At 72.0% G+C, this 23127-nt stretch carries 15 protein-coding genes; 4 read left to right on the forward strand and 11 right to left on the reverse strand.

The features are described from left to right. Positions 1–124 precede the first annotated feature (124 nt). The gene (locus AB0947_RS02110; RefSeq protein WP_366748355.1) at positions 125–2248 is read right to left on the reverse strand and encodes a DNA topoisomerase IV subunit B; all 2124 of its coding nucleotides are present in this window, start codon (positions 2246–2248) and stop codon (positions 125–127) included. A 442-nt stretch (positions 2249–2690) separates the two neighbouring features. Here AB0947_RS02110 and AB0947_RS02115 point away from each other — a divergent pair, with 442 nt between their 5' ends. After that, entirely contained in the window at positions 2691–2921 is a 231-nt protein-coding gene (locus AB0947_RS02115; RefSeq protein ID WP_366748356.1) for a hypothetical protein, read from the forward strand. A 99-nt stretch (positions 2922–3020) separates the two neighbouring features. On the opposite strand, the gene AB0947_RS02120 is transcribed toward AB0947_RS02115, so the two are convergent. From AB0947_RS02120 to AB0947_RS02150, 7 genes are all read right to left on the reverse strand, one after another. Next, positions 3021–3875, reverse strand: coding sequence for a serine protease (locus tag AB0947_RS02120; protein ID WP_366748357.1), 855 nt, complete (start codon positions 3873–3875; stop codon positions 3021–3023). 121 nt (positions 3876–3996) lie between these two features. Then, entirely contained in the window at positions 3997–5538 is a 1542-nt protein-coding gene (locus AB0947_RS02125; protein WP_366748358.1) for an RNA polymerase sigma factor, read from the reverse strand. A 433-nt stretch (positions 5539–5971) separates the two neighbouring features. Then, a complete protein-coding gene (locus AB0947_RS02130) occupies positions 5972–6859 on the reverse strand; it encodes a FadR/GntR family transcriptional regulator (protein ID WP_366748359.1) in 888 nt (295 codons plus the stop codon). 165 nt (positions 6860–7024) lie between these two features. Beyond that, a complete protein-coding gene (locus AB0947_RS02135; protein WP_366748360.1) occupies positions 7025–9772 on the reverse strand; it encodes an ATP-binding cassette domain-containing protein in 2748 nt (915 codons plus the stop codon). Positions 9773–9934: 162 nt separating this feature from the next. Next, positions 9935–10693 (reverse strand): NUDIX hydrolase, encoded by a 759-nt coding sequence (locus AB0947_RS02140; protein ID WP_366748361.1) that lies wholly within the window; start codon positions 10691–10693, stop codon positions 9935–9937. Between the two features lie 152 nt (positions 10694–10845). Beyond that, positions 10846–12759, reverse strand: coding sequence for a glycogen debranching N-terminal domain-containing protein (locus AB0947_RS02145; protein ID WP_366748436.1), 1914 nt, complete (start codon positions 12757–12759; stop codon positions 10846–10848). A 926-nt stretch (positions 12760–13685) separates the two neighbouring features. Further along, on the reverse strand, positions 13686–15248 hold the full coding sequence (locus AB0947_RS02150; RefSeq protein ID WP_366748362.1) for a DUF4192 domain-containing protein: 1563 nt from the start codon (positions 15246–15248) through the stop codon (positions 13686–13688). A gap of 143 nt (positions 15249–15391) precedes the next feature. Between AB0947_RS02150 and AB0947_RS02155 the strand changes: the two genes are divergently transcribed. Together AB0947_RS02155 and AB0947_RS02160 are read left to right on the forward strand one after the other, a co-directional pair. Beyond that, entirely contained in the window at positions 15392–17557 is a 2166-nt protein-coding gene (locus AB0947_RS02155; RefSeq protein WP_366748363.1) for a RecQ family ATP-dependent DNA helicase, read from the forward strand. 393 nt (positions 17558–17950) lie between these two features. After that, entirely contained in the window at positions 17951–18571 is a 621-nt protein-coding gene (locus AB0947_RS02160; RefSeq protein WP_366748364.1) for a hypothetical protein, read from the forward strand. Positions 18572–19089: 518 nt separating this feature from the next. Here the strand turns inward: AB0947_RS02160 and AB0947_RS02165 are convergent. The 3 genes from AB0947_RS02165 to AB0947_RS02175 form a co-directional block, all read right to left on the reverse strand. Next, the gene (locus AB0947_RS02165; RefSeq protein ID WP_366748365.1) at positions 19090–19722 is read right to left on the reverse strand and encodes a hypothetical protein; all 633 of its coding nucleotides are present in this window, start codon (positions 19720–19722) and stop codon (positions 19090–19092) included. 68 nt (positions 19723–19790) lie between these two features. Continuing rightward, positions 19791–20492: a ribonuclease HII gene (locus AB0947_RS02170; RefSeq protein ID WP_366748366.1), complete on the reverse strand. Its 702-nt coding sequence runs from the start codon at positions 20490–20492 to the stop codon at positions 19791–19793. Positions 20493–20573: 81 nt separating this feature from the next. Beyond that, the gene (locus AB0947_RS02175) at positions 20574–21197 is read right to left on the reverse strand and encodes a TetR/AcrR family transcriptional regulator (RefSeq protein WP_366748367.1); all 624 of its coding nucleotides are present in this window, start codon (positions 21195–21197) and stop codon (positions 20574–20576) included. Between the two features lie 226 nt (positions 21198–21423). Here AB0947_RS02175 and AB0947_RS02180 point away from each other — a divergent pair, with 226 nt between their 5' ends. Next, on the forward strand, positions 21424–22932 hold the full coding sequence (locus tag AB0947_RS02180; RefSeq protein WP_366748368.1) for an MFS transporter: 1509 nt from the start codon (positions 21424–21426) through the stop codon (positions 22930–22932). Positions 22933–23127 lie beyond the last annotated feature (195 nt).

Genomic DNA, 23127 nt, shown 5'->3' on the forward strand with positions numbered 1-23127 from the left:
GAGCGTCGGTGATCAGGGTCGCCCGCAACACACCGAACGCCCCACCCCCGAAGAAGCCCTCACCCCCGGGCGGCGCCCCCGTCGGCCGGGCCCCCGCCCCGTCCGCCGAAGCCCAGCGCAGCGGCTACGCGTCGATGCGTGACCGGTCCAGCGTCGCCGCCGAGCTGGAGATGAACTCCTTGCGGGGTGCGACGTCGTTGCCCATCAGCAGGTCGAAGACCTGTTCGGCGGCCTCCAGGTCGGAGAGGTTGATGCGGCGCAGGGTGCGGTGGCGCGGGTCCATCGTGGTCTCGGCCAGCTGGTCCGCGTCCATCTCGCCCAGGCCCTTGTAGCGCTGGATGGAGTCCTTGTACCGGATGCCCTTGCTCTGGAACTCCATGAGCTTGTCGCGCAGCTCGCGGTCGGAGTACGTGTAGACGTACTTCTCCTGCCCCTTCTTCGGCTGGATCAGCTCGATGCGGTGCAGCGGCGGCACGGCGGCGAAGACCCGGCCGGCCTCGACCATCGGCCGCATGTAGCGCTGGAACAGCGTGAGCAGCAGGCAGCGGATGTGCGAACCGTCCACATCGGCGTCGGTCATCATGATGATCTTGCCGTAGCGGGCCTGGTCGATATCGAAGGTGCGGCCCGAGCCCGCTCCTATGACCTGGATGATCGCACCGCACTCGGCGTTCTTGAGCATGTCGGTGACCGACGACCGCTGCACGTTGAGGATCTTGCCGCGGATCGGCAGCAGGGCCTGGAACTCGGAGTTCCGCGCCAGCTTGGCCGTGCCGAGCGCGGAGTCACCCTCGACGATGAACAGCTCGCTGCGGTCGACGTCGTCGCTGCGGCAGTCGGCGAGCTTGGCCGGCAGGGAGGAGGACTCCAGGGCCGTCTTCCGGCGCTGGGCGTCCTTGTGCTGGCGGGCCGCGACCCGGGTGCGGGCGGCCGCGACCACCTTCTCCATGACCACCCGGGCCTGGGCGGCGGCGTCGCGCTTGGTGGCCGTGAGGAACGCCTTCAGTTCCTTGCTGATCACGCTGTTCACGATGCGGCGGGCCGCCGAGGTGCCGAGGACCTCCTTGGTCTGCCCCTCGAACTGCGGCTCGGCGAGCCGCACGGTGACGACGGCGGTGAGGCCCTCCAGGGCGTCGTCCTTGACGATGTTGTCCTCGGCCACGCGCAGCAGCTTCTTGGCGCGCAGCACGTCGTTCAGCGTCTGGGTGAGGGCCTGTTCGAACCCGGCGACGTGGGTGCCGCCCTTGGGGGTGGCGATGATGTTGACGAACGACCTGACGGTCGCGTCGTAGCCCGTGCCCCAGCGCAGCGCGACGTCCACGCCCAGCTCACGGGTGACCTCGGTGGGGGTCATCTGACCGTGGTCGTCCAGAACCGGGACGGTCTCCTTGAAGGTGCCCCTGCCCGAGAAGCGGAGGACGTCGCAGATCGCCTTGTCGTTGGCCAGGTACTCGCAGAACTCGCTGATACCGCCGTCGAAGCGGAACGACTCCTCGCCCTTGCTGCCGCCCTCGCCGAGGCCGAACTCGTCACGGACGACGATGGTCAGGCCGGGCACCAGGAAGGCGGTCTGCCGGGCACGCTGGTGCAGGTTCTCCAGGGACAGCTTGGCGTCCTTGAGGAAGATCTGCCGGTCGGCCCAGTAACGCACGCGCGTGCCGGTGCGCGTCTTGGGGATCTTCTTGGCCTTGCGCAGACCGCTCTTGGCCTCGAACTTCGCGTCGGCACCCTCGGCGGCGAAGGCTCCCGGCACGCCGCGCCGGAAGCTGATGGCGTGCGTGTGGCCGCCGCGGTCCACCTCGACGTCGAGGCGGGCGGAGAGGGCGTTGACCACGGAGGCGCCGACGCCGTGCAGACCGCCGGAGGCCGCGTAGGAGCCGCCCCCGAACTTGCCGCCGGCGTGCAGCTTGGTCATGACGACCTCGACGCCGGACAGGCCGGTCTTCGGTTCCACGTCCACGGGGATGCCGCGGCCGTTGTCGCGCACCTCGACGGAACCGTCGTCGTGGAGGATCACCTCGATGTGGTCGCAGTAGCCACCGAGGGCCTCGTCCACGGAGTTGTCGATGATCTCCCACAGGCAGTGCATCAGACCGCGGCTGTCGGTCGAGCCGATGTACATGCCGGGGCGCTTCCGCACGGCCTCAAGACCCTCGAGGACGAGCAGGTGCCGCGCGGTGTAGTTGGAACCGTCCCGGTCTGCTCCTGCCAGCAGCGCTGTGGACGGCACGGACGTATCGGCGGTCACGCGGTTCGCTCCTCGCTGAATTTCAGGTGGCCCCCTTTTGGGTAAGGGGGCGGCTTCGGTCGCCGCACAGAGGGTACCGAGCCCTGGTAGAGCCGGTGTAACGCCACCCTCGTCGGTCAACTCACACTAGTCCAGACTCGCATACCTGTTCGATCCCTCGTAGGAGTGAAGCACACATCACGTTCCATTCGAGGCATGAACCATTTAGGCTCCGGGCACGTCCTCATGAACAACCGGCAACCCGGCCGGGAGGACCGAGACAGCAAGACAGCGCGAACCCGTACGCATACAAGAGACGCAATACGGCACATTCGCCGCCAACCGGCAGCAGACAGCCGCCCCGGAAAGATTTTTTCGAGGAAAAGCCACGAGCGGGAACGTTTACGGGCTGGTTGGATGTTGACCCTGGTACGACAGCTCGTCGAGCTAGAGAAGAGGCGACGTGACTACTGTTCTGACCCCCGCGAGCCCGTTGACGGCCGCCGATCGCTGCGACCGCTGCGGCGCCCAGGCATACCTGCGCGTCGTCCTGCTCAGCGGCGGAGAACTGCTCTTCTGCGCCCACCACGGGCGCAAGTTCGAGCCGGAACTCAAGAAGATCGCCGCTGAGATACAGGACGAGACGGAGCGGCTGACCTCCGTTCCGAACACTCCTTCCGAGGAAGAGCGCTGAATCTCGCACCACGACGAGCCAGCCCCGGCACAGGCCGGTGAACGGGCGGCCGCTCCTCACCAGGGGCGGCCGCCCGTGCTCATGCCCGTCGACGCGCGCTCACGAGCGCCCGGAAGGCGGGGACCCGTCGGCCGGCCGCAGCGCTCGTACGATCTCGGAGACGCGCGTGTAGACGCCGGGAAGCCCCGGCCGTCCGCAGCCGCTCCCCCATGACACGAGGCCGATCAGCCGTCCCCGGGCCACCAGAGGGCCGCCGCTGTCCCCCTGGCAGGCGTCGGGGCCTCCGGCGGGCTCACCGGCGCAGAGCATGGTCGCGGCCCGGTAGGAGCCGTCTGGGCCGCCCGGAAAGGCGCGGGCACACATCTCGTCGGGCAGTACGCGCACGCGTGCGGCATGGAGCCGGTGCGGGTAGGCCCCCGCGCCGGTCGTGTCCCCCCACCCGGACACCAGGGCCTGCGTGCCCGGTGCGTAGGCCGGGTCGTCCGTGCCCGCCATGGCGACGACCGCGCTCCGCGGCAGCGGTCCGGCGAGCCCGAGGACCGCGAAGTCCCCGGAATGGGTCCTGGCGTCGTACGCGGGATTGAGCCGGATCTCCCGCACGGCGATCTCGTCGCCCTGCCGCGACAGCAGGTCGGTACGGCCCGCGATGACCTTGAGGTCGCGCAGCCGGTTCGGCGGTGACCCGAGGGCCTCCTCGGACAGACAGTGGGCCGCGGTGACCACGGTGGTGCGCCCGACGGCCACAGCGCCGCAGAACTGGCCCGCCCGGGTACCCCCGAACCGGTCACGGCTGGCCAGCGCCACCGTCCACGGAGCCTGGGAGACGTCGATCGGGAACCCCCCGACCACTACGCTGTCGGCGCCGGCGGGAGCCGCGCTCATCAGGGGTATCGCGGTCACGGTGGCCGCCAGGGCCAGCGGCCGGATCAGTGCCCGGACAACGGAACGGCGCATGCATGCTCCTCACTCTGGGTCCTGCTGGGACACCCAGAGTCATCCACGCCATGCGAGCGCGCAGCACGAAGGCCCGGCTCCCGCGAGGGGAACCGGGCCTTCGCCGTCGTACGACCGCGACCTAGTCGAGGTAGTCGCGCAGCACCTGGGAACGCGACGGGTGGCGCAGCTTCGACATGGTCTTGGACTCGATCTGGCGGATGCGCTCACGCGTCACGCCGTACACCTTGCCGATCTCGTCGAGGGTCTTCGGCTGACCGTCGGTGAGACCGAAGCGCATGGAGACGACGCCCGCCTCGCGCTCGGACAGGGTGTCCAGGACGGAGTGCAGCTGCTCCTGAAGGAGCGTGAAGCTGACCGCGTCGGCCGGGACGACGGCCTCGGAGTCCTCGATGAGGTCACCGAACTCGCTGTCGCCGTCCTCGCCCAGCGGGGTGTGCAGCGAGATGGGCTCACGCCCGTACTTCTGGACCTCGATGACCTTCTCCGGGGTCATGTCGAGCTCCTTGGCCAGCTCCTCCGGGGTGGGCTCGCGGCCCAGGTCCTGGAGCATCTGGCGCTGCACGCGCGCGAGCTTGTTGATGACCTCGACCATGTGCACCGGGATGCGGATGGTACGGGCCTGGTCGGCCATGGCGCGGGTGATCGCCTGCCGGATCCACCAGGTGGCGTACGTGGAGAACTTGTAGCCCTTGGTGTAGTCGAACTTCTCGACCGCGCGGATCAGACCGAGGTTGCCCTCCTGGATGAGGTCCAGGAAGAGCATGCCGCGGCCGGTGTAACGCTTGGCCAGGGAGACCACCAGACGGAGGTTGGCCTCCAGGAGGTGGTTCTTGGCGCGGCGGCCGTCCTCGGCGATGATCTCCAGCTCGCGCTTGAGCTTCGGGGCGAGCTTGTCGGCGTTCGCCAGCTTGTCCTCGGCGAACAGGCCGGCCTCGATGCGCTTGGCCAGCTCGACTTCCTGCTCGGCGTTGAGCAGGGGGACCTTGCCGATCTGCTTCAGGTAGTCCTTGACCGGGTCCGCGGTGGCACCGGCCGCGGCGACCTGCTGCGCGGGCGCGTCGTCCTCGTCCTCGTCGGACAGGACGAAGCCGGCGCTCTCGGCACCCTCGGGCTCGTCGGCGACCTTGGTGTCCTCGAGGACCTCTTCCTCGAGAAGCTCGACGTCGTCCTTCTTGGCCGTGGTCTTCTTGGCGGCCGTCTTCTTGCCGACGGCCTTCTTCGCGACCGTCTTCTTGGCGGTCACCTTCTTGGCGGCGGCCTTCTTGGCGGGTGCGGCCTCATCGGCGGAATCGGCTGCGGCCGGAGCGGCGGGCGCCGCGGGCCCGGCCGTGGGCGCGGTGGCCTTGCGGGTGGTCACCGTCTTCGCCGCGACCGTCTTGGTGGCGGTGCGCTTGGCGGGGCTCTTCGCTGCGACGCTCTTGCGGGTGCGCTTGGGCTCTGCGGCACTGACCATCAGCGTCACACCCTCTTCCTCAAGGATCTGGTTGAGGCTGCGCAGTACGTTCTTCCACTGAGTGGCCGGAATCTGGTCAGCTTCGAAGGCCCGACGCACATCGTCGCCGGCGATCTGCCCCTCAGCCTTTCCCCGCTCAATGAGCGCCATGACAGAGACGGACTCGGCGATCTCCGGCGGGAGCGTACGGGATGTGCTGGCCGACACGAACAACCTCTCGGAACGTTGGAAAACGGCTTCCGGCACCGTCCACTGAGGACAGGAGCCGACCACCGGCCTGGGGATGGGCCGACGGCGCGGGCGGGAGCCGGGAGGATTCACAGCGCCTGGTTCGGCGTCCGTATTCCCTCCGCGGCTGTCACCTCTTAGGTCATCGCGCTGTCTCCACGAGCGTTACGCCCAATCTGCGTGGCCCGAGTCACACACCGTAAGCGGTCAAAGGCGGTCAGACGCGTACAAAAGAGATCTCCCTTGGCCTTTGACCGGCCGCACCCACGACCGGGGCTTCCCGCCACCGCCGGACCCGGCCGGACCCCGGATGGTCCGGCGGGGTCCGGCGGCGGCCGGTACCCGGGCCTGGTGCCGCCACGAGTACCACGAGAGCGCCGCACACCGCGACCGCACCGCGTTCCTCGCGAGGTCAGTGCTCGCGCGGGGCGGGAACCACGCGCTCCACTTCGGGGTGGACGGTGAGGAGCTGGCGCATGGCGCTCTCCGCCGCCGTACCGTCGCCGGTGCCGAGCGCGTCGACGATCCGCGCGTGCTGCGCGAGGGACGCCTCGTTCGGCCGGTCACAGCCGGTGACCGGGCCGCCGGAGACCTGGAGCGCCGCCGAGACGATGCCGGACAGGTGCTCCAGCATGCGGTTGCCCGCGATCTGGATCAGCAGCGTGTGGAACTCCGTGTCGGCGCGCGAGTAGGTGAGCGCGTCGCCCTGGGCCAGCGCGTGGCTCATGATCTCCACCATGTCGCAGAGGCGCTGCTGCACCTCCTCGCGCCCGTGCCCGGCGGCGAGACGGGCGGCGAGCGGCTCGATCGTCCACCGCAGCTCGCTCAGTTCCCGGCGCTGGTCGTCGCGCTGCGGCCCGAAGGCCCGCCACTCGATGATGTCCGGGTCGAGAAGGTTCCAGTCGCTGACGGGACGCACCCGCGTGCCGACGTTGGGGCGGGCGCTGACCAGGCCCTTGGCCTCCAGGACCCGGAGGGACTCGCGGACGACGGTGCGGGAGACCTCGAAGCGCTGGCCGATCTCCTCCGGCACCAGCGGGCGGTCGGCGCCCAGGTCGCCGGAGACGATCATCTGTCCCAGCTGTTGGACGAGTTGGCCGTGCAGTCCGCGTCCGCGGCTGCCCGAGCCCCGCCTGCCGACACGGCCCAGCTCGGGGTCCCCGCCGTCCCAGGCAGGCACGCCGACGCGGTCGGTCACCGGGGCCTCGGCGTAGGGGTAGCGGTCGAGTTCGCCCGGGCCGGCCAGACCTGAGTCTGCGGAGCGGGCGGCGGTCATCATGGTGTGCGCAAGGGTACTCACGGATCCTTTGTCGGCGCCGTTTTCAACTCCCTTGAGGTCTTTGGTGAAAAGCACACGAAAGGGTGATCGCTCACGGCGTCGCAATTGACGCCTTATCGAAAAGAAATGGGCTCACTTCGGGGAGTTGTGCACACACCGAGAACGGAAGCGTACGGACAGTTGTCATCAGAACCGGGTGCGCAGCGCGGTGAACAGGTACGCGCAGAGCAGTGCCGCCAGCGACAACGCCAGCGCGCCCCCGACGGGTTGGGCGAGGACCCGCGCGGCCGCGGCCAGGTACCGCTCTCCGCCGAAGGGCCACTGCAGCAGGAAGACCTCGCGCATCCGCACCGGGAAGCCTGCCGCCATCCGTACGGCCGGACCCCGCAGCGCTTCGTGCACGAGGGGCACGACGAGGACGGGCACGGCGAGGACGGCGGCCAGTCCGGCCGTCGTGGACCGGAACACCCCGGCCGCCAGTACGCCGGCCCAGGCGCAACCGACGACCAGCCCGAACCAACTCGCGGTCAGCGAAAGCCAGTCCGCGGGAACTCGTGCCAGTTCCCGTCCGTAGACGATGTAGAGCGCTTCGGCGTCGCAGCCCACGGTGAGGAAGGCGAGCAGCACCGCGGTGGCTCCGGAGACGAGCAGTTTCGCGGTGAGCAGCCCCAGCCGGCGGGGGACGGTGCCGCGGTCCGCCGCCAGGGCGGGGTGGCGGAACTCGTCCCCGTAGGCCAGCGCGCCGAGCAGTCCCGCCGCGAGCGCCGCGGGCGGCAGCGGCAGCTCCCGCGGCCACGCCGCGAACAGCCGCGCCTGCGGGGTGTGACCGAGCCGCGCCAGGAGTACGGCGGTGAGCGCGGACATCACCAGTACGGCACCGCAGACGAGGAAACCGGTGCCGATTCCGCCGGCGCGCCGGATCTCGTAGCGCAGGGGGCGGAGAGGGCTGCGGGCGGGGCGGACGGAGATGGGGGGTGGGAGAGGGGAAGGGGCGGGGACGGGGCGCGCACCGTCGGGCCGGGCGGTGCGGCCGGTCTGCTGCCGGGCGCCCGGATTCCTGGCCCCGGGCAGGAGGGCACGGGTGCCGGCGAGGATGGCTGTGGGTGTGCGGGTGCTTCCGGGCTGCGGTTCGGAAGCCGTGGCGACTCCGCCGGGGCCCGGGTCCGGGGTGGGCGCCGGCTCTGCGGACCGGCCGCCGGTGGCCCTTGCGGGCGCAGCACCGGCGTCGGCACCGGCCGTCTTCGTCTCGCCGGATGCGGTGGCTTCGCGGTGGCCGTGGCCACCCTCGACGGCTGTACCGGCCGCCGGCGCGGCGTGCGTCGTAGCCCCGGGGGCGGTCAGCGGACCCTCCGCCGCGCGGTCTTGGTCACGATCGTGGCCCGGCGCGGTCCGCTCACCGCCGGCGGTCCGCCCGCGTTCCCGCGCCGCGAGCCCGGGCGCCAGTCGGTCTTCGCCTGTCGGGGAGAAGCCGCCCGCGGCCCGCTCAGGCTCAGGTGCGGAGGAGTCGAGGGTGTGCTCGGGCTGCTCCGAGAGCTGCCCGGCGACGGCCGTGTCGACCGGGGAGTGCCCCGGCGCGGCGGCGTCCGGCCCGGGCGCGGACCGGTCCGGGGTCTTCGCGCGGGATTCGGCCGCTGCCGCACCGGTCATCGAAGCGCGTGACTCCCCCGGCGGCCGCATGCGGCACGAGTCCGCGGCGTGGAGGGCGGGGGCCGCGGTCTCCTCGGACACCGGCTTCGCGCGTTCCGGCGTCGTCGACGGCTCGTCCGCGGTGCCGCTCGCGCCCTGCGGTGCGTCGCCGAGCGCGGCGGAGCCGGGTTCCGGCGGGGAGTGCCGGGCGGACTCCGGCGCCGGGCAGCCCGACACGGTACGCCGGCGACGCGCCCACGAAGGGCCCGCCCAGGTCTGCCCCGGTTCCTCGGACGGGGTGCCGGGTGCCGCCGGGCGCGATTCCGCCGGGCTGTGGTCCTGCCGGGCCTCCCGGTCTGCCGGCGCCGAGTCCGGGACCACCGGGAGGGGCTCGGTGGAACACACCCCCGCATCGCTCTCGGCACCGGCTCCCGGCCCCATGTCGCCCACCTCGTCGGCCAGTTGGTGGACGAGGATGCCGTGGCGGAACGCGATCTCACCGACGTCGGCGGTCGTGGTGCCGTACACGGACAGGCGGTTGCCGCCCTCGCGCACGACCTCGACGGAGCGGCGAGTGGTGCGCGCGTCTTTGGTGAGCAGGGCCGCGAGGCGTACGGCGTGGGGACTGCGGACGGCCACGCGGGGGCGTAGCCGAGTGCGGGCGAACGCCCTTCCCTCCTGGTCCGCGACGACCCTCCCGGCGTCGAGCGTGACGACCCGGTCGGCGCTCCGCGCGGCCTCCTTGGTGTCGGCCGTGGTGAAGAGCACCGTGCCGCCCTGGGCGGCGTGGGCCCGCAGCATGCTGTGCAGCCACTGGGCCTCACGGGCCGGGAGACCGTCGGCGGGTTCGTCGAGGACGAGCGTGTGCGGGTCGGGCAGCAGGGCGCAGGCCAGGCCGAGTCTGCGGTCCATGCCGCGCGACAGCGTGCCGAGGCGCTCCTCGCGGAGGCTGACGAGACCGACCGCTTCGAGGACTTCGTCGGCCCGCCGCGCGGGAACTCCCGCCGCCGCGCACAGCATGCGCAGATGGCCGCGGACCGTGCGGGACGGGTGACCCGGCACGTCGCCGAGGAGTACGCCGACTTCCTGTGCCGGATGCGCGATGCAGTGCAGGGGACGCCCCTTGAAGTACGTGATGCCGCGCCCGGGTTGGAGCTCAAGCATGAGTCTGAGCGCCGTCGTCTTGCCCGCACCGGCGGCCCCGAGGAGCGCGGTGACATGCCCGGCGCGCGCTTCGAAGGAAACGTCGTCGACAGCCGGCGGATGCGCCTTGCGGGGGTTGCTGGTCAGTCCGAAGGCCTGGATCACCTGCAGCAAGATAGCGCTACATGTCCGGTTTTCCCGGTATAAGCGGACTTGCGGAAACATGCCGTGTGGTCTAGGCCCGATCTTGTCCGCCGTTCGATGGACCCGGGGTCCGGTACGGCAGCCCGGTGCGCCGGGCGTCCAGCCGGGACCGCCCCTCTGGTCTCACACCTCGGGGCGCAGCATCGGCGGGTTGAGCAACGTGGCACCGCCGGCTCGGAAGAGCTGGGCCGGCCTGCCGCCCTGGCGCGTGGTCGTACCCCCGGTGGGGACGAGGAACCCGGGTGTTCCGGTGACCTTGCGGTGGAAGTTGCGCGGGTCGAGGGCCACGCCCCACACCGCCTCGTACACCCGGCGCAGCTCTCCGACGGTGAACTCGGGCGGGCAGAAGGCGGTGGCCAGCGACGAGTACTCGATCTTGGAGCGGGCTCGTTCCACTCCGTCGGCGAGGATCTGCGCGTGGTCGAAGGCGAGCGGTGCCATAGGTTCACCGTCGCGGCCGTAGCCACCCTGCTGGAGCAGTTCCTCGACCGGGGCCCAGCGCGCGTTGCTGGCGTCGCCGCCGGCGCGTGGCGCGGGCAGGTCGGGTGCGAGCGCGAGGTGCGCGACGCTGACCACACGCATGCGCGGGTCCCGCTTGGGATCACCGTAGGTGGCGAGCTGCTCCAGGTGGGCTCCGTTGTCCTGGGCCGGGACCGAGGGATCGTGAGCGCACAGCCCGGTCTCCTCGGCCAGCTCGCGGGCCGCCGCCTGGGACAGATCCTCGTCGGCCCGTACGAAGCCGCCGGGCAGCGCCCAGCGCCCCTGGAACGGGGGCTCACCCCTGCGTACCGCCAGCGCGCACAGGGAATGGCGGCGCACGGTCAGCACGACGAGATCCACGGTGACGGCGAAGGGCGGAAAGGCTGACGGGTCGTAGGGCATGCCGCGATCATAGTCGTCTGCCTGACGATAAACACTCCCTTCGCCAGTCGCACGGGGGGTGATTCCGCTTCTCTCCCGTACCGGGCGCCGAACCGCTTCTCCGTCCGTCCAAGCAGTGCTGTCGTACGAGGTCACGGCCAGTTCCACGGATGTCACGCTCCCAGTTGCAGGCCGTCCGCCGCCTCCTCCACCATGGCCAGTCCCAGGCGGCTGATCCGTACGGCGAAAGGGGCCCCCGCGACGCGGAGGCCGTGGAGTCCGACTTCGCCGAGCGGGACGCTGCGGACGGGGCGCAGGGTCACCGTGCGGGCGGGGGCGTCGGGTCGGATGCCGGCGAGGGCGGTGAGCAGCAGGACCACGGAGGCCGCTGCGGTGGCGGCCGGACGACAGGCGGCGGGGTGCGGGAGGGGCGAGGTGCCGGCGAAGCGCTGTTCGCCGGCGAACATCTCGGGCAGGCGGTGACCGAAGTGTTCCGCCGCGTCCAGCAGCCCGTTCAGCAGTCCGGCCGCCTCCTTCTCGTATCCGGCCGCCGCGAGCCCGGCGACCGCGAGTGCCGTCTCCTGGACGCGCACGGCTCCGGTCCGGTGGCCGAACGGATTGTGGCCCGCCTCCTTGGTGCCGAGGCCGCGCAGTCCCCAGCCCGCGTCCATGGCGGGGGCACCGAGCAGCCGGGCGAGGTGTGCGGTGTGCACCTTGTCGAGCAGGCCCGGGGCCAGTATGCCGCCGCCGAGCAGTCCGGTGTCGAGGAGGTGGACGGTGGTGGCGGCCAGGTGGGGCACGGGCCGGCCATCCGCTGTCAGGGCCATGGCCGGACGTCCGCCTCCGCGGTCCTCCATCCAGAAGTCGGCCCGGAAGGCCGACCGCAGCGTCTGGGCCCACTGGCGCAATTCCGTGGCGCCCGGTCTGCCGTAGGCGTCGAGAAGGTCGGCACCGAGCAGGGCGGCACGGTGCGCGTGGGCCTGGGTCTCGCAGCGGGCCGGTCCGGTGGGATGGGGATCGCGGAGGTACGTGCCGTCACGCACGGTGGTCCGCAGCCAGGTCAGGCAGCGCTCGGCCGCAGGGAGCAGGTGCCGTGTCTCCTGATCGGGCAGCCCCCAGCGGCGGGCCTCGGCGAGCAGGACGGGGAAGAGCAGTGTGGCCTCCGTTCCGGTGCAACTCGGTGGGAGATGCGGGCCGGCGTCGCGACGGGGGCCGGGGATCATGCCGGCCCGGGGGCCCGGACCCTTGAGCTGGGTACGGGCCAGGGCGCGCAGGGTGCCCGCGGCGAGCCGGGTACCCAGGGGCAGCGCCATGCGGGCGGCGGTGAGCGCTTCGGCCGGGGCCATTCCGCAGCGCCAGGGGGCGCCCGCCGCGAGGTAGGTGTCGGCGGGGTGCGCGGGGTCCCGCAGGAGCAGTGCCCGCAGATCGGCGACGGCGGAGTGCAGCAGCGGGCCCACTCGGTGGTCGTCGCCGGCCGCCCGGGCAGGGGCAAGAGGGCCGGCGGCGTGTCCCGCAGCCCGCAGAGGGCCGGTGCCCTCGGGCCGTACCCGCAGTTCCACGGTTGCCGTCCCGCCCGGTGCCAGTTCCAGCTCCCAGCGCAGCAGTCCGGCGGACGCCAGGGCGTCGGCGGGCGGCGGGTCCGGGGTGACGCAGGCGGCGGCGTCGTCCTTGGCCCAGCGCAGACCCGAGTCGTGGACGCTGGCCGGGAGTTCGGGGCCTGCCGCCCCGGCGGCGATGGCGGCGAGTTCCGCGAGGTCGGTGCCGAGGGCCACCTCGACGGGCAGGCGCAGCGGACGCGGGGCCGCGCTGCGCAAGGTGATCCGTTCGGTTCCGTCGGCGTGGCGGGTCCGTTCCACGACGACGTCGGGATCGGGGCCGGTGGCCGCAGCAGTGCGCAGCGTCCCCACGAAGCGGGCGCTGTCGGCTCCGGTCATCCAGGCCCGCACCGGCAGCGGTTCACGTCCGGCCACGCGGACCTGGCACCGGGACAGCAGCCGCCTGCCGCCCCGGTAGAACCCGTCCAGTCCCCGTCCGGCCAACTGCCCCGACTCGCCGGAGACGGCGAGGCCGGGCAGGGCCACGCACATCAGGGCGGTGTGCGTGGGCGGCAACTCCGGCACCGGGCGGCTGACCGGAGGTGTGCGGAGCGGCGCGGCCGCGGCGGGTCCCCGGGACCGGGCCGTGACGGCCGGCAGAGGGCTGCCCTGGGCGGCCGGGGCGAAGGGACGGACGTCCGCACGGGAGGTCGGTCGAAACCCGGCTGCCTTCGGTGTGGGGCCTGTGACGTCCGTCAGGAACGGCTCGGACTTGCTCCGGGGCGGACGTTCGCCGGCGGCGGAGGGCGGAGTCGGCTGCTGGTGCATGGGCTGGCTCCTTCTGCGCTTGGTGTGCCTCGGACGTGCTGGGCGGCCGGTGGGCCGTCCCGGAGGACAGGGGAGGTACGGCGGCCGGGCCCGTCGAGGCTTTCCGCCACTCAGGTGAACGGCAGCGGACTCCTCCGGGTCACGGCTCGCCCCCATGAAGCCGACCGATGGTGGCCTGGCGGGGTGGCGGAGGGTGGGTGTCAGGCCGCTTGGTGGTGGCTGGACCGGTCGGCTCGGGGTGGACGGCTGGACACCCGGGAGTGGCATGACCAGCTGGCGGAGGGTGGGCGTCCGGGCACCCGGTGATGGCGGGACCGGTCGGCGAGAGGCGGGCTTCCGGGCAACCGGTGGTGGCACGACCGGCCAGAGAGAGGCAGGCACCCGGACATGCGGCGGTGGCACGACCGGCCAGCGAGAGGCGGGCACCCGAGCACCCGGCGATGACACGACCGACCAGCAAGAGGCAGGCACCCGGACCCCCGGCGATGACACGACCGGCCGGCGGAGGGCGACCGTCAGGGCACCCGGTGCCGATCGGCCGAGGCGCCTCGCCGACTGTGCGCGCCCGGCGTGTCCGGAGGTGCCTCTACTCAGGCCCGGTGGCTCGGCGGTCGTGCGCGTGCAGGGCGGCGCCTGACACTCGCCGGCGCTCATCCGTTCTCCTCTGGCTGCGGACGCCCGGTGTCCGAACGGGCGCCACCGGTCGTGGCGTCGCCTGGACCCGCCCCACGCGTGCGCGTGCTGATGGGGCCACGGGTGCCGGGCCCGGAGGACTCGGTGGCGGACGCCCGGGGGCGGGTGTCGGCCGGCCTCCGTCGGCCTCCCTTCGCGTGCGCCGTCTGACGGCCGTCGTCGCCGTCCGCGTTGCGCGCCCGGCGCCGTCGTTGCCTGCCCGTCCGGGAGCCGGGCTCGGTGCTCCGGCCGTCCGCCTGGATGCCGGGGGCGGGTGCCGGTGCCGGGGCCTGCGGGGGTTCGGTGAGAGCGTTCTGGGATGCCGGGTCCGTTCGCTCCGTGGTCCCCGCCGTTGTGCGCCGTGCGCCGTCCGCGCGCAGGCAGCGGCGGACCGCCTCCGGGTCGAGACCTTCGTTGCAGGCCTGGTGCAGCAGGCGGGCGAAGAGGTAGTCGGGATCGGCGGCCAGGGCCATGGCCAACGCTTCCCGCGCCTCCAGTTCATCCCCCATGGACCAGGCGACCCAGCCCGCGAGGGTCAGCGGTGCGGCGGCGTGCTCGCCGTAGGGCCCGACGCAGCGGCGGGCCAGGGCGCGCCAGAGCCGGAGCGCCGGCCCGGCCTCGGCCCCTTCCATCCAGGCTGCGGCCCTGTCGCGGGTCGTACGGTCCTGGAGCCCGAGGATCAGGGTGGCCGCCTCGTCGTTGGTGAGGAGGTTGTCGTCGCGCGCGTCCGCCGGATGGCTGCCGGAGACCGGGGCCGCTGTGCCGTAACGGCGAATGATCCGCTCGGCAAGGTCCAGGGTTTCCTCGGCCACCTTCTGACGGGCCGTCTCGTCCAGGATGCGGGGCACCAGGCTCATGCCGGCGGCGTCCAGGGCGATCTCCTGTTCCAGCGCCGCGCCGGTCTCCCACGGCTGCAACCTGGCGCGCAGTTCCCGCAGGGTGCCGCGCACCTGGATGCCGGCGTAGGTGGCCGCCGCGGCGAGTACCGACGTACCGGGGAGGCCCATCGGCGAACCGTCCTCGGGGCAGCAGCCCTCGACCGGGCAGCAGTACGACCAGAAACGGCCGTCGGAGATGCACAGGGCCTCGATGACCGGCACGTCGAGGTTGCCGCATTCGGTCCGCATCAGGTGGGCCAGCCTCTCCAGCCGTCGTTTGACGTCCCGGCCGGACTCTCCCGGACCCGGTTCCTGGCAGACGTAGGCCACCATCCGCTCGGGCCGGGAGCCGCGCCGCTCGCTGCCGGTGACCAGACCGCGGGCCAGTTGCCGGGCGGCGGCCTCCCAGTCCTCCTCGGCCGCGGGGATGCCGAGCCGGGCCCGGCCGCCGAACCTGCCGCGGCGGCCCGCGTGGTCGTGCAGCGCTACGAGCACCATGCTGTCCTCCGGGCGGTAGCCGAGGAGGTAGGGCAGGGCGTCGGCCAGCTCGGCCGGGGTGCGCAGCGTGACCTGCGTGGCGTGGTCGGCCGGCCCGGTCGGCGGCTCCTGTGCCGGGATGTCGTCGCTTCCGAAGGGTCCGCTGGCTTCGCTGTGATTCGTCATGCGCCGACGATCTCGCGGATCTTGAGATTCCGGTTGAGCCTGTGGATAAGTCGAATCAGGGACACGACAACGCCGTGCCGCGTTGTCCACAGCCTCGGCCCGTGCCCGCCCGTTTGTCGGTCCCGTCCTGTTGTATGGGAGGCATGGAGCACACGAGCAACGCGGATCTCCGGGCACGGGCGGACGCCGTCCTCGCCCGGCTCGTCGGGGACGCCACGGGCACGGCCCGGCTGCGCGAGGACCAGTGGCGGGCGATCGAGGCACTGGTCGCGGACCGGCGCCGGGCCCTGGTCGTGCAGCGCACGGGATGGGGCAAGTCCGCGGTGTACTTCGTGGCGACCTCGCTGTTGCGGGCCGCGGGAAGCGGGCCCACGGTGATCGTCTCGCCGCTGCTCGCGCTCATGCGGAACCAGGTGGACGCGGCCGGCCGGGCCGGTATCCACGCCCGGACCATCAACTCCGCCAACACCGAGGAGTGGGAGGCCGTCCAGGCCGAGATCGCGGCGGGCGACGTCGACGTGTTGCTCGTCTCGCCGGAGCGGCTGAACAACCCGGACTTCCGGGACCAGGTCCTGCCCAAGCTGTCCGCGGCCACCGGCCTGCTCGTCGTGGACGAGGCCCACTGCATCTCCGACTGGGGCCATGATTTCCGCCCCGACTACCGCCGGCTGCGCACCATGCTGGCCGACCTCCCGCCCGGGGTTCCCGTACTGGCCACCACCGCCACGGCCAACGCGCGAGTGACCGCGGACGTCGCCGAGCAGCTCGGTACGGGGGGCGCGTCCGACGCGCTCGTCCTGCGCGGGCCGCTGGACCGGGAGAGTCTGAGCCTCGGCGTGCTGCGGCTCCCGGACGCCGCGCACCGGATGGCCTGGCTCGCCGACCATCTCGACGACCTGCCGGGCTCCGGCATCGTGTACACACTGACCGTGTCCGCCGCCGAGGAGGTCACCGCCTTCCTGCGGCAGCGCGGGCACGCCGTCGCCTCGTACACGGGCAAGACGGAGAACGCCGAACGTCAGCAGGCCGAGGACGACCTGCTCGCCAACCGCGTGAAGGCCCTGGTCGCCACCTCCGCGCTCGGCATGGGCTTCGACAAACCGGATCTCGGCTTCGTAATCCATCTCGGCTCGCCCTCCTCCCCCATCGCCTACTACCAGCAGGTCGGCAGGGCCGGCCGTGGTGTCGACCACGCGGAGGTGCTGCTGCTGCCCGGCAAGGAGGACGAGGCGATCTGGCAGTACTTCGCCTCGCTGGCCTTCCCCTCCGAGGATCTCGTCCGGCGCACCCTGGACGTCCTGGCCCGGGCCGACGGGCCCCTGTCACTGCCCGCCCTGGAACCGCTCGTGGAGCTGCGGCGCTCACGCCTGGAGACCATGCTGAAGGTCCTCGACGTGGACGGAGCGGTGCGCCGCGTCAAGGGCGGCTGGATCGCGACCGGGCAGCCGTGGTCCTACGACTCCGACCGTTACGCGTGGGTGGCCCGGCAGCGCGCGGCCGAACAGCAGGCGATGCGCGAGTACGCGACCACCACCGGGTGCCGGATGGAGTTCCTTCAGCGCCAGCTGGACGACGAGGGCGCCAAACCCTGCGGCCGCTGCGACAACTGCGCCGGACCGCGCTTCACCTCCGGTCTGTCCCCGGCGGCCCTCGACGCCGCGCGGAGCGACCTGGGCCGCGCCGGAGTGGAAGTGGAGCCCCGCCGCATGTGGCCGACCGGCCTGCCGGCCATCGGCATCGACCTCAAGGGACGCATCCCGGCCGGGGAACAGGCCTCGCCCGGGCGGGCGCTGGGGCGCCTGTCGGACATCGGCTGGGGCAACCGCCTGCGCCCGCTGCTCGCGCCCCAGACGCCGGACGCCGCCGTGCCCGACGACGTGGCGCGAGCCGTGGTGGACGTCCTTGCCGACTGGGCCCGGGGTCCCGGCGGCTGGGCCTCCGGTGCGTCCGACGCCCCGCCCCGGCCGGTGGGCGTCGTCACCGTGGCCTCGCGCAGCCGGCCCCGGCTGATCCACTCCCTGGGCGCCCGGATCGCCGATGTCGGCAGACTGCCCCTGCTCGGCTCGGTGGAGTACGCCGGGGACGCTTCCCGCTCGCCACGCAGCAACAGCGCGCAGCGGCTGAAGACCCTCGACGGCGCGTTGACGGTGCCGCCCGAACTGGCGTCGGCGCTCGCCGAGGCGAATGGTCCCGTGCTGCTGGTGGACGACTTCACGGAGACGGGCTGGACGCTCGCTGTCGCGACACGGCTGCTGCGGAAGTCCGGGGCGCGCGGAGTGCTGCCGCTGGTCCTCGCCGTGCAGGGCTGACAGACGTGCCGTGGACCGCTCCTTGCCGCTCAAGGATGACCCGAGGATGACCGGCGTGCCGCCGCCCGTCCTCGCCTGGCCGGGCCGAGCTGCGTGTTGCCGCAAGGCTGCGCGGCTCAGGGATGACCGCGCAGCTACGCACGGTGACCCGGCAGGCGGTGATCGGGCACCTCAGGCGTCGTCAGCCGAACCTTTGGGTAGGGATATAAGCCACGCACCACCAGATAACAGTCGGCGGTGCCAATTGCTCGTTGCCGCAGCCAAGTTCGACAGGAAGAATTGAGGTCCGCTCCCCGCACGGTGCGTCCGTGATCCGGTTGGGCTCCGCTGCGGTGCGCGCTCCCCCGAATCCGACCTCGCCCGCAGTATGGGCGCGTAGCCGAAGGGAGGAACGTGACCTTCGGATTCGCCTCGTCCTCGGCGGCCTCGTTGTCGACGTCCACGTCCGCCGCTTCCGCCAGTCGCCTGCTCGAGCCGGCCGAATGGGCCGCTGCCGGAATCCCCCTGCTGCGCAACCCCCGTGAGGTCGTCAGCGGGCTGCACACCCGCCATCACCCGAAGCCGCTCACGGCGATCGTGGCGGTTCTCGACCCGGACGAACGGCTGCGGGCCAGCGCCTCGTTCACACGCCGTCCGGCTGCCGCCGACGGCTGGATGTTCCGCAACACGCTGCTGGCCCAACTGCGCCGGGTGATTCCGCACGACCTCCGCCGCCGCACCCCCGTGCGCACGGCTGTCCTGCTCTACTGCCGCGAGGGCGACGCGCGTTGGACCGAGGAGGACGGCGCCTGGATGTGGGGACTGCGCGATGCCTGCACGCTGCACGGGCTGCGCTGCGGGGCGTACATCACGCTGACGCATGACGGCTGGCAAGTGCTCGGTGAGGGACGCGGCGGACGCCGGCCCAACGCGCACTCGGCTCCCGAGCCTTTCGCCACGGCGGAGGCTCCGCCGCTCGTACCGCGCACCGGTGGCCCGGTCTCCGAGGTGCTGCGCCGGGCTGCGGCTCGCTGAGCCGGCCTGGTGGCGCGCCGCCGGCGGCATGACGGTTCGTGCCGCCGACCGGGTCCACGAACGCCACGCCCGGTACGACGGCCGGAGGGCCCGATCGCCGCGACCGACCGGCCCCGCCCGCGCATCGGGAGCAGCCGGGCCGCACGAACCGACGGCCGGCCGAAGGGCACGAACGCGTGGCCGACCGAACGTGACCAACCGGTAGTCGGCACCAGCGCGCGATGCCCGAGCCGAGCCCTGGTGCCCGAGCCGAACCGTCGTCCGTCGCGAGGGGCACCGAGGACACACGCGGGCTCACGTGCTGGTCCGGACACACGAAATCCACCCCGGCAGGCCGAACTCCGAGAGCAACCCGGCGCGGTCGCCTCGGCCTCGGCCCAGGCAACCGGGCGCCCATGCGGCACGCCCCTTCCGGGGGCTGTCGCCGCCCGTACGCGGGCACGCCAAAAGCCGCACCGTGCGGATTCCGCCGGAGCGGCCCCCTCGGCACCCCGGTGACCCGGGGTGCCGGACGCGGCTCAGACGCCGGCGCCCAGCACCGAGTTGATCTGCTGCGGGTCGCCGCAGACGATCAGCAGGGCACCGGCCCGGGAGTGGGCCAGCGGGAGGGCGGTGACAGCGGCGGAGGCGGGTCCTCCGTTGACGGCCACGACGACCACCGGGCGGGTGGCGGCGCGTGAGGCGACGGCGGCATCGGCGTAGAAGACGTCGTCACCGGCGTCATGCTGCGCCCAGTAGGACGTCTCGCCGAAGGACAGCTCGTGCTCGGCCCACGGGTGCTGGGCACCGGTGGTGATCACGAGCACGTCGCCGGGGGCGCGGCCCGAGTCCAGAAGCAGGTCCACGGCCTCCTCGGCGGCGTCGAGCGCGCCCTCGGCCGAAGCCGGGATCAGCTGGATCTGCGGGCTCGCCGTGGTGGCGGTGGGAACGGCCGGGCCGGAGGGGCCAGGCTTGGCCGGAGCCACGTCACGCGGCGTGCGCTGCACCGGCGGCGTGGGCCGCAGAGGGCCGGGACGACCGGGGCGGGACGGAGCCGCGGGACGGGGGCCGGGTACGGGGCGGGGGGTCGGCGCGGTACGGCCGCTGGCCGGCGTGGCGCGGGGACCCTGGGCACTCTCGTGAATCTGAGGCTCCTCGGGAATGAGAGGCATGAGCTGATATTTATCAAACGTTGGTGCGGCGCGGATGACCGGGTGGCACATCAGTGCGAGCGGAACCGTCAGAAGTCGAGAACGAGCTGACCCTCGATTTCCGGAACGCTTCCGTCCGCCCAGCTGCGGACCTTCTTGAGGTGCCGCCACTGAGGCAACGCATCAAGATACGCCCACGACAATCGGTGGTGCGGGGTGGGCCCCCACTCCTCCAGTGCGGCCTTGTGCACGGGCGACGGATACCCGGCGTTGTCCGCGAATCCGAAGTCTGCATGGTCGCTACCCAGTTCGGCCATCATTTTGTCGCGCTGAACCTTGGCGATCACCGACGCCGCCGCGACGGCCACACACGACCGATCACCCTTGATCACCGTGCGCACCTGCCAGGGGTCGCCGAGGTAGTCGTGCTTCCCGTCGAGGATCACGGCGTCGGGGCGGACCGGCAGCGCGTCCAGAGCGCGGACCGCGGCGAGCCGCAGCGCGGCCGTCATCCCCAGGTCGTCGATCTCCTCCGGGGAAGCATGCCCCAGTGCGTAGGCCGTCACCCATGACTGCAGTATCGGAGCGAGTTCCGTACGGCGCCTGACCGTCAGCAGCTTGGAGTCGGTCAGCCCCTCGGGCGGGCGGCGGAGTCCGGTGATCGCCGCGCAGACGGTGACGGGCCCGGCCCAGGCGCCGCGCCCCACCTCGTCGACACCGGCAATGACCTTCGCTCCGGTCGTGGCGCGCAGGGAGCGCTCGACGGTGTGAGTAGGTGGTTCGTACGGCATGGCGCCCTTAGCGTACGCCGCCTGGATCGCCTTGCGACACCCCGGTCGTCCGGCCGGCACCGGGAGTGCGGACGCGGCGGGTCAGGTCTCGTAGGGCCGCAGCAGCGGGAGCATCAACTGGTCGATCATCTCTTCCAGATCCTGGTCGCTCCATTCGCTGCCGCACATCTTCGACCGGTACATCATCATGGCCGGGATGGCGTCGAAGACGTACCCGTTGGCCGCGTCCGAGCGGACCTCTCCTCGCTCTATTCCGCGGGTGGTGACCTCTCGAAGCAGGTTGACGGTCGGCTCGACCACGGTGCCGACGATCACTCGCTCGAAGCGCTCCACCTGCACATGGTCGCACTCGTGAATCACCGAACGCAGCGCGACCCCCGGCCGCGAGTACATGATCCGCCGCACCTGCCGGCACAGGGTGAGCAGGTCCTCGCGCACGCTTCCGAGGTCCGGGGCCTTCTCGACCCGGGGCAGTCCGGACACCAGGGCGTCGGCGACCAAATCCTCCTTGGAGGGCCAGCGACGGTAGACCGCGGCCTTGCCGGTCTGGGCGCCGGCCGCGACGCCCTCCATGGTCAGCCCCTTCCAGCCGACCGTGCTGAGCTGCTCCAAAGTGGCGTCCAGGATCGCTCGCTCCAGCACCGCACCGCGCCGACGAGGGGAAGCCGTCCGGTCAGGGGCGGCCGTCCAGCGCGAGGTAACCATCTGAGTTTCTCCAACATGCAAGGGAAGCGGGGGTTCCGGGGGGCTGGGCGCCGTGCCGCAGCAACAGGGGGACGCGGGACGCGACGCCCGATTAAGTGAACGCTTGCGTTCACTGTCGGGGACTCACTACCGTGGACTCGAAAGTGAACGCGAGCGTTCACTAGAGCCTTTTGGGGGACCCATAGTGACGACCTCTCAGCTGCTCAGAGACGATCAGAAACCGGGCATGGCCCGCCGGGAGGGGCATCCCGGCATCGCACTCACCGTCATCGCGGCTTGCCAACTCATGGTGGTACTCGACGCGACGATTGTGAATATCGCGCTCCCGCACATTCAAGAGGCCCTCAAGTTCAGCACCACCGACCTGACGTGGGTGGTCAGCGCCTACACGCTCACGTTCGGTGGTCTGCTGCTGCTCGGCGCACGAGCCGGTGACATCCTCGGCCGCCGCAGGGTGTTCATGGCCGGCATCCTGCTGTTCACCTTCGCGTCGCTGCTGGGCGGCCTGTCCCAGGAACCCTGGCAGTTGCTGGCCGCACGGGCCCTGCAGGGCGTGGGTGGTGCGATCGCTTCGCCCACGTCGCTGGCGTTGATCACCACGACGTTCCCCGAGGGCCCGGAACGCAACCGGGCCTTCGGAGTCTTCGCCGCCGTCTCCGCGGGCGGTGGTGCCATCGGCCTGCTCGCGGGTGGCATGCTCACCGACTGGCTCGACTGGCGGTGGGTGCTGTTCGTCAACGTGCCCATCGGTGTGCTGATCGCCTCGATCGCACCGCTGTACATCAACGAGTCCGAGCGGCACCCCGGACGCTTCGACCTCACCGGTGCGCTGACCTCCACGGTCGGCATGGCGTCGCTGGTGTACGGGTTCATACGTGCCGCCGAGGACGGCTGGCGGGACGGCCTCACCCTGGGCTCCTTCGGCGCGGCCGTGGTCCTCCTGTCCGCCTTCGTCTTCACCGAGATGCGGGCGAAGGAGCCGATCACCCCGCTCAGGATGTTCGCCGACCGGAACCGCTGGGGCACGTACGTGATCATGCTGAGCCTGGCCGCGGCGATGTTCGGCATGTTCTTCTACATCGTGCTGTTCGTGCAGAACGTGCTCGGCTACAGCGCCATCAGGGCCGGCCTCGCCTTCCTTCCCGTGACCGCCGCGATCGCCGTCGGGGCGGGCCTGTCCCAGCGCCTCCTGCCGGTGCTGGGCCCCAAGCCGTTCATGATGGGCGGTTCCGCGTTGGTGGTCGTCGGGCTGGTCTGGCAGACGTTCATCCGGCCCGAGAGCACGTACGCGGGCGGGGTGCTGGGTCCCATGCTGGTGTTCGGCTTCGGCATGGGCCTGAACTTCGTGACGGCCACCGTCACCGCCGTGTCGGGTGTCGCCCCGCACGAGGCGGGAGCGGCTTCCGGGCTCCTCAACGCCATGCAGCAGGTCGGCGGTTCGCTCGGGCTGTCCATCCTGACGACCGTCTTCGGATCGGCCAGCACCGACGAGGCGGAGAAGCAGCTGCCGAAGTTCCTCGCCGACGCCTCGCCGGAGCAGAAGGCGGAGTTCGCCAAGACGCACCAACTGCCCGCGCCCTGGGGGCACGACGTGCTCGCCCACGGCATCTCCACGGCCTTCATACCGGCCGCGGCGATGGCCGTGCTCGCCTTCCTCACCGCTTGGCTGGTGCTCAGGGTCCGCAAGGGCGACCTCGACTCCCTCGCGGGGACGGCGGGACCGCACCTCGGCTGATCCGGGCCGGGCCGCGCGGTGCCGCGGCCGACCGGATCGTCGCCAGGGGACCGACGGCGGACGCGACGATCCGGTCGGCCGCATCACGGCCACCAGCACCCCGCACAAGCCGAGGACCAGGCAGGACAGGGCCTGCACCACCTTCGGCACAGGCACAGGCACCGGCACCGGCACCGGCACCGGCACCGGCACGGC

The sequence above is a fragment of the Streptomyces sp. NPDC047841 genome, assembly GCF_040704085.1.
Classification (GTDB): Bacteria; Actinomycetota; Actinomycetes; order Streptomycetales; family Streptomycetaceae; genus Streptomyces; species Streptomyces argyrophylli.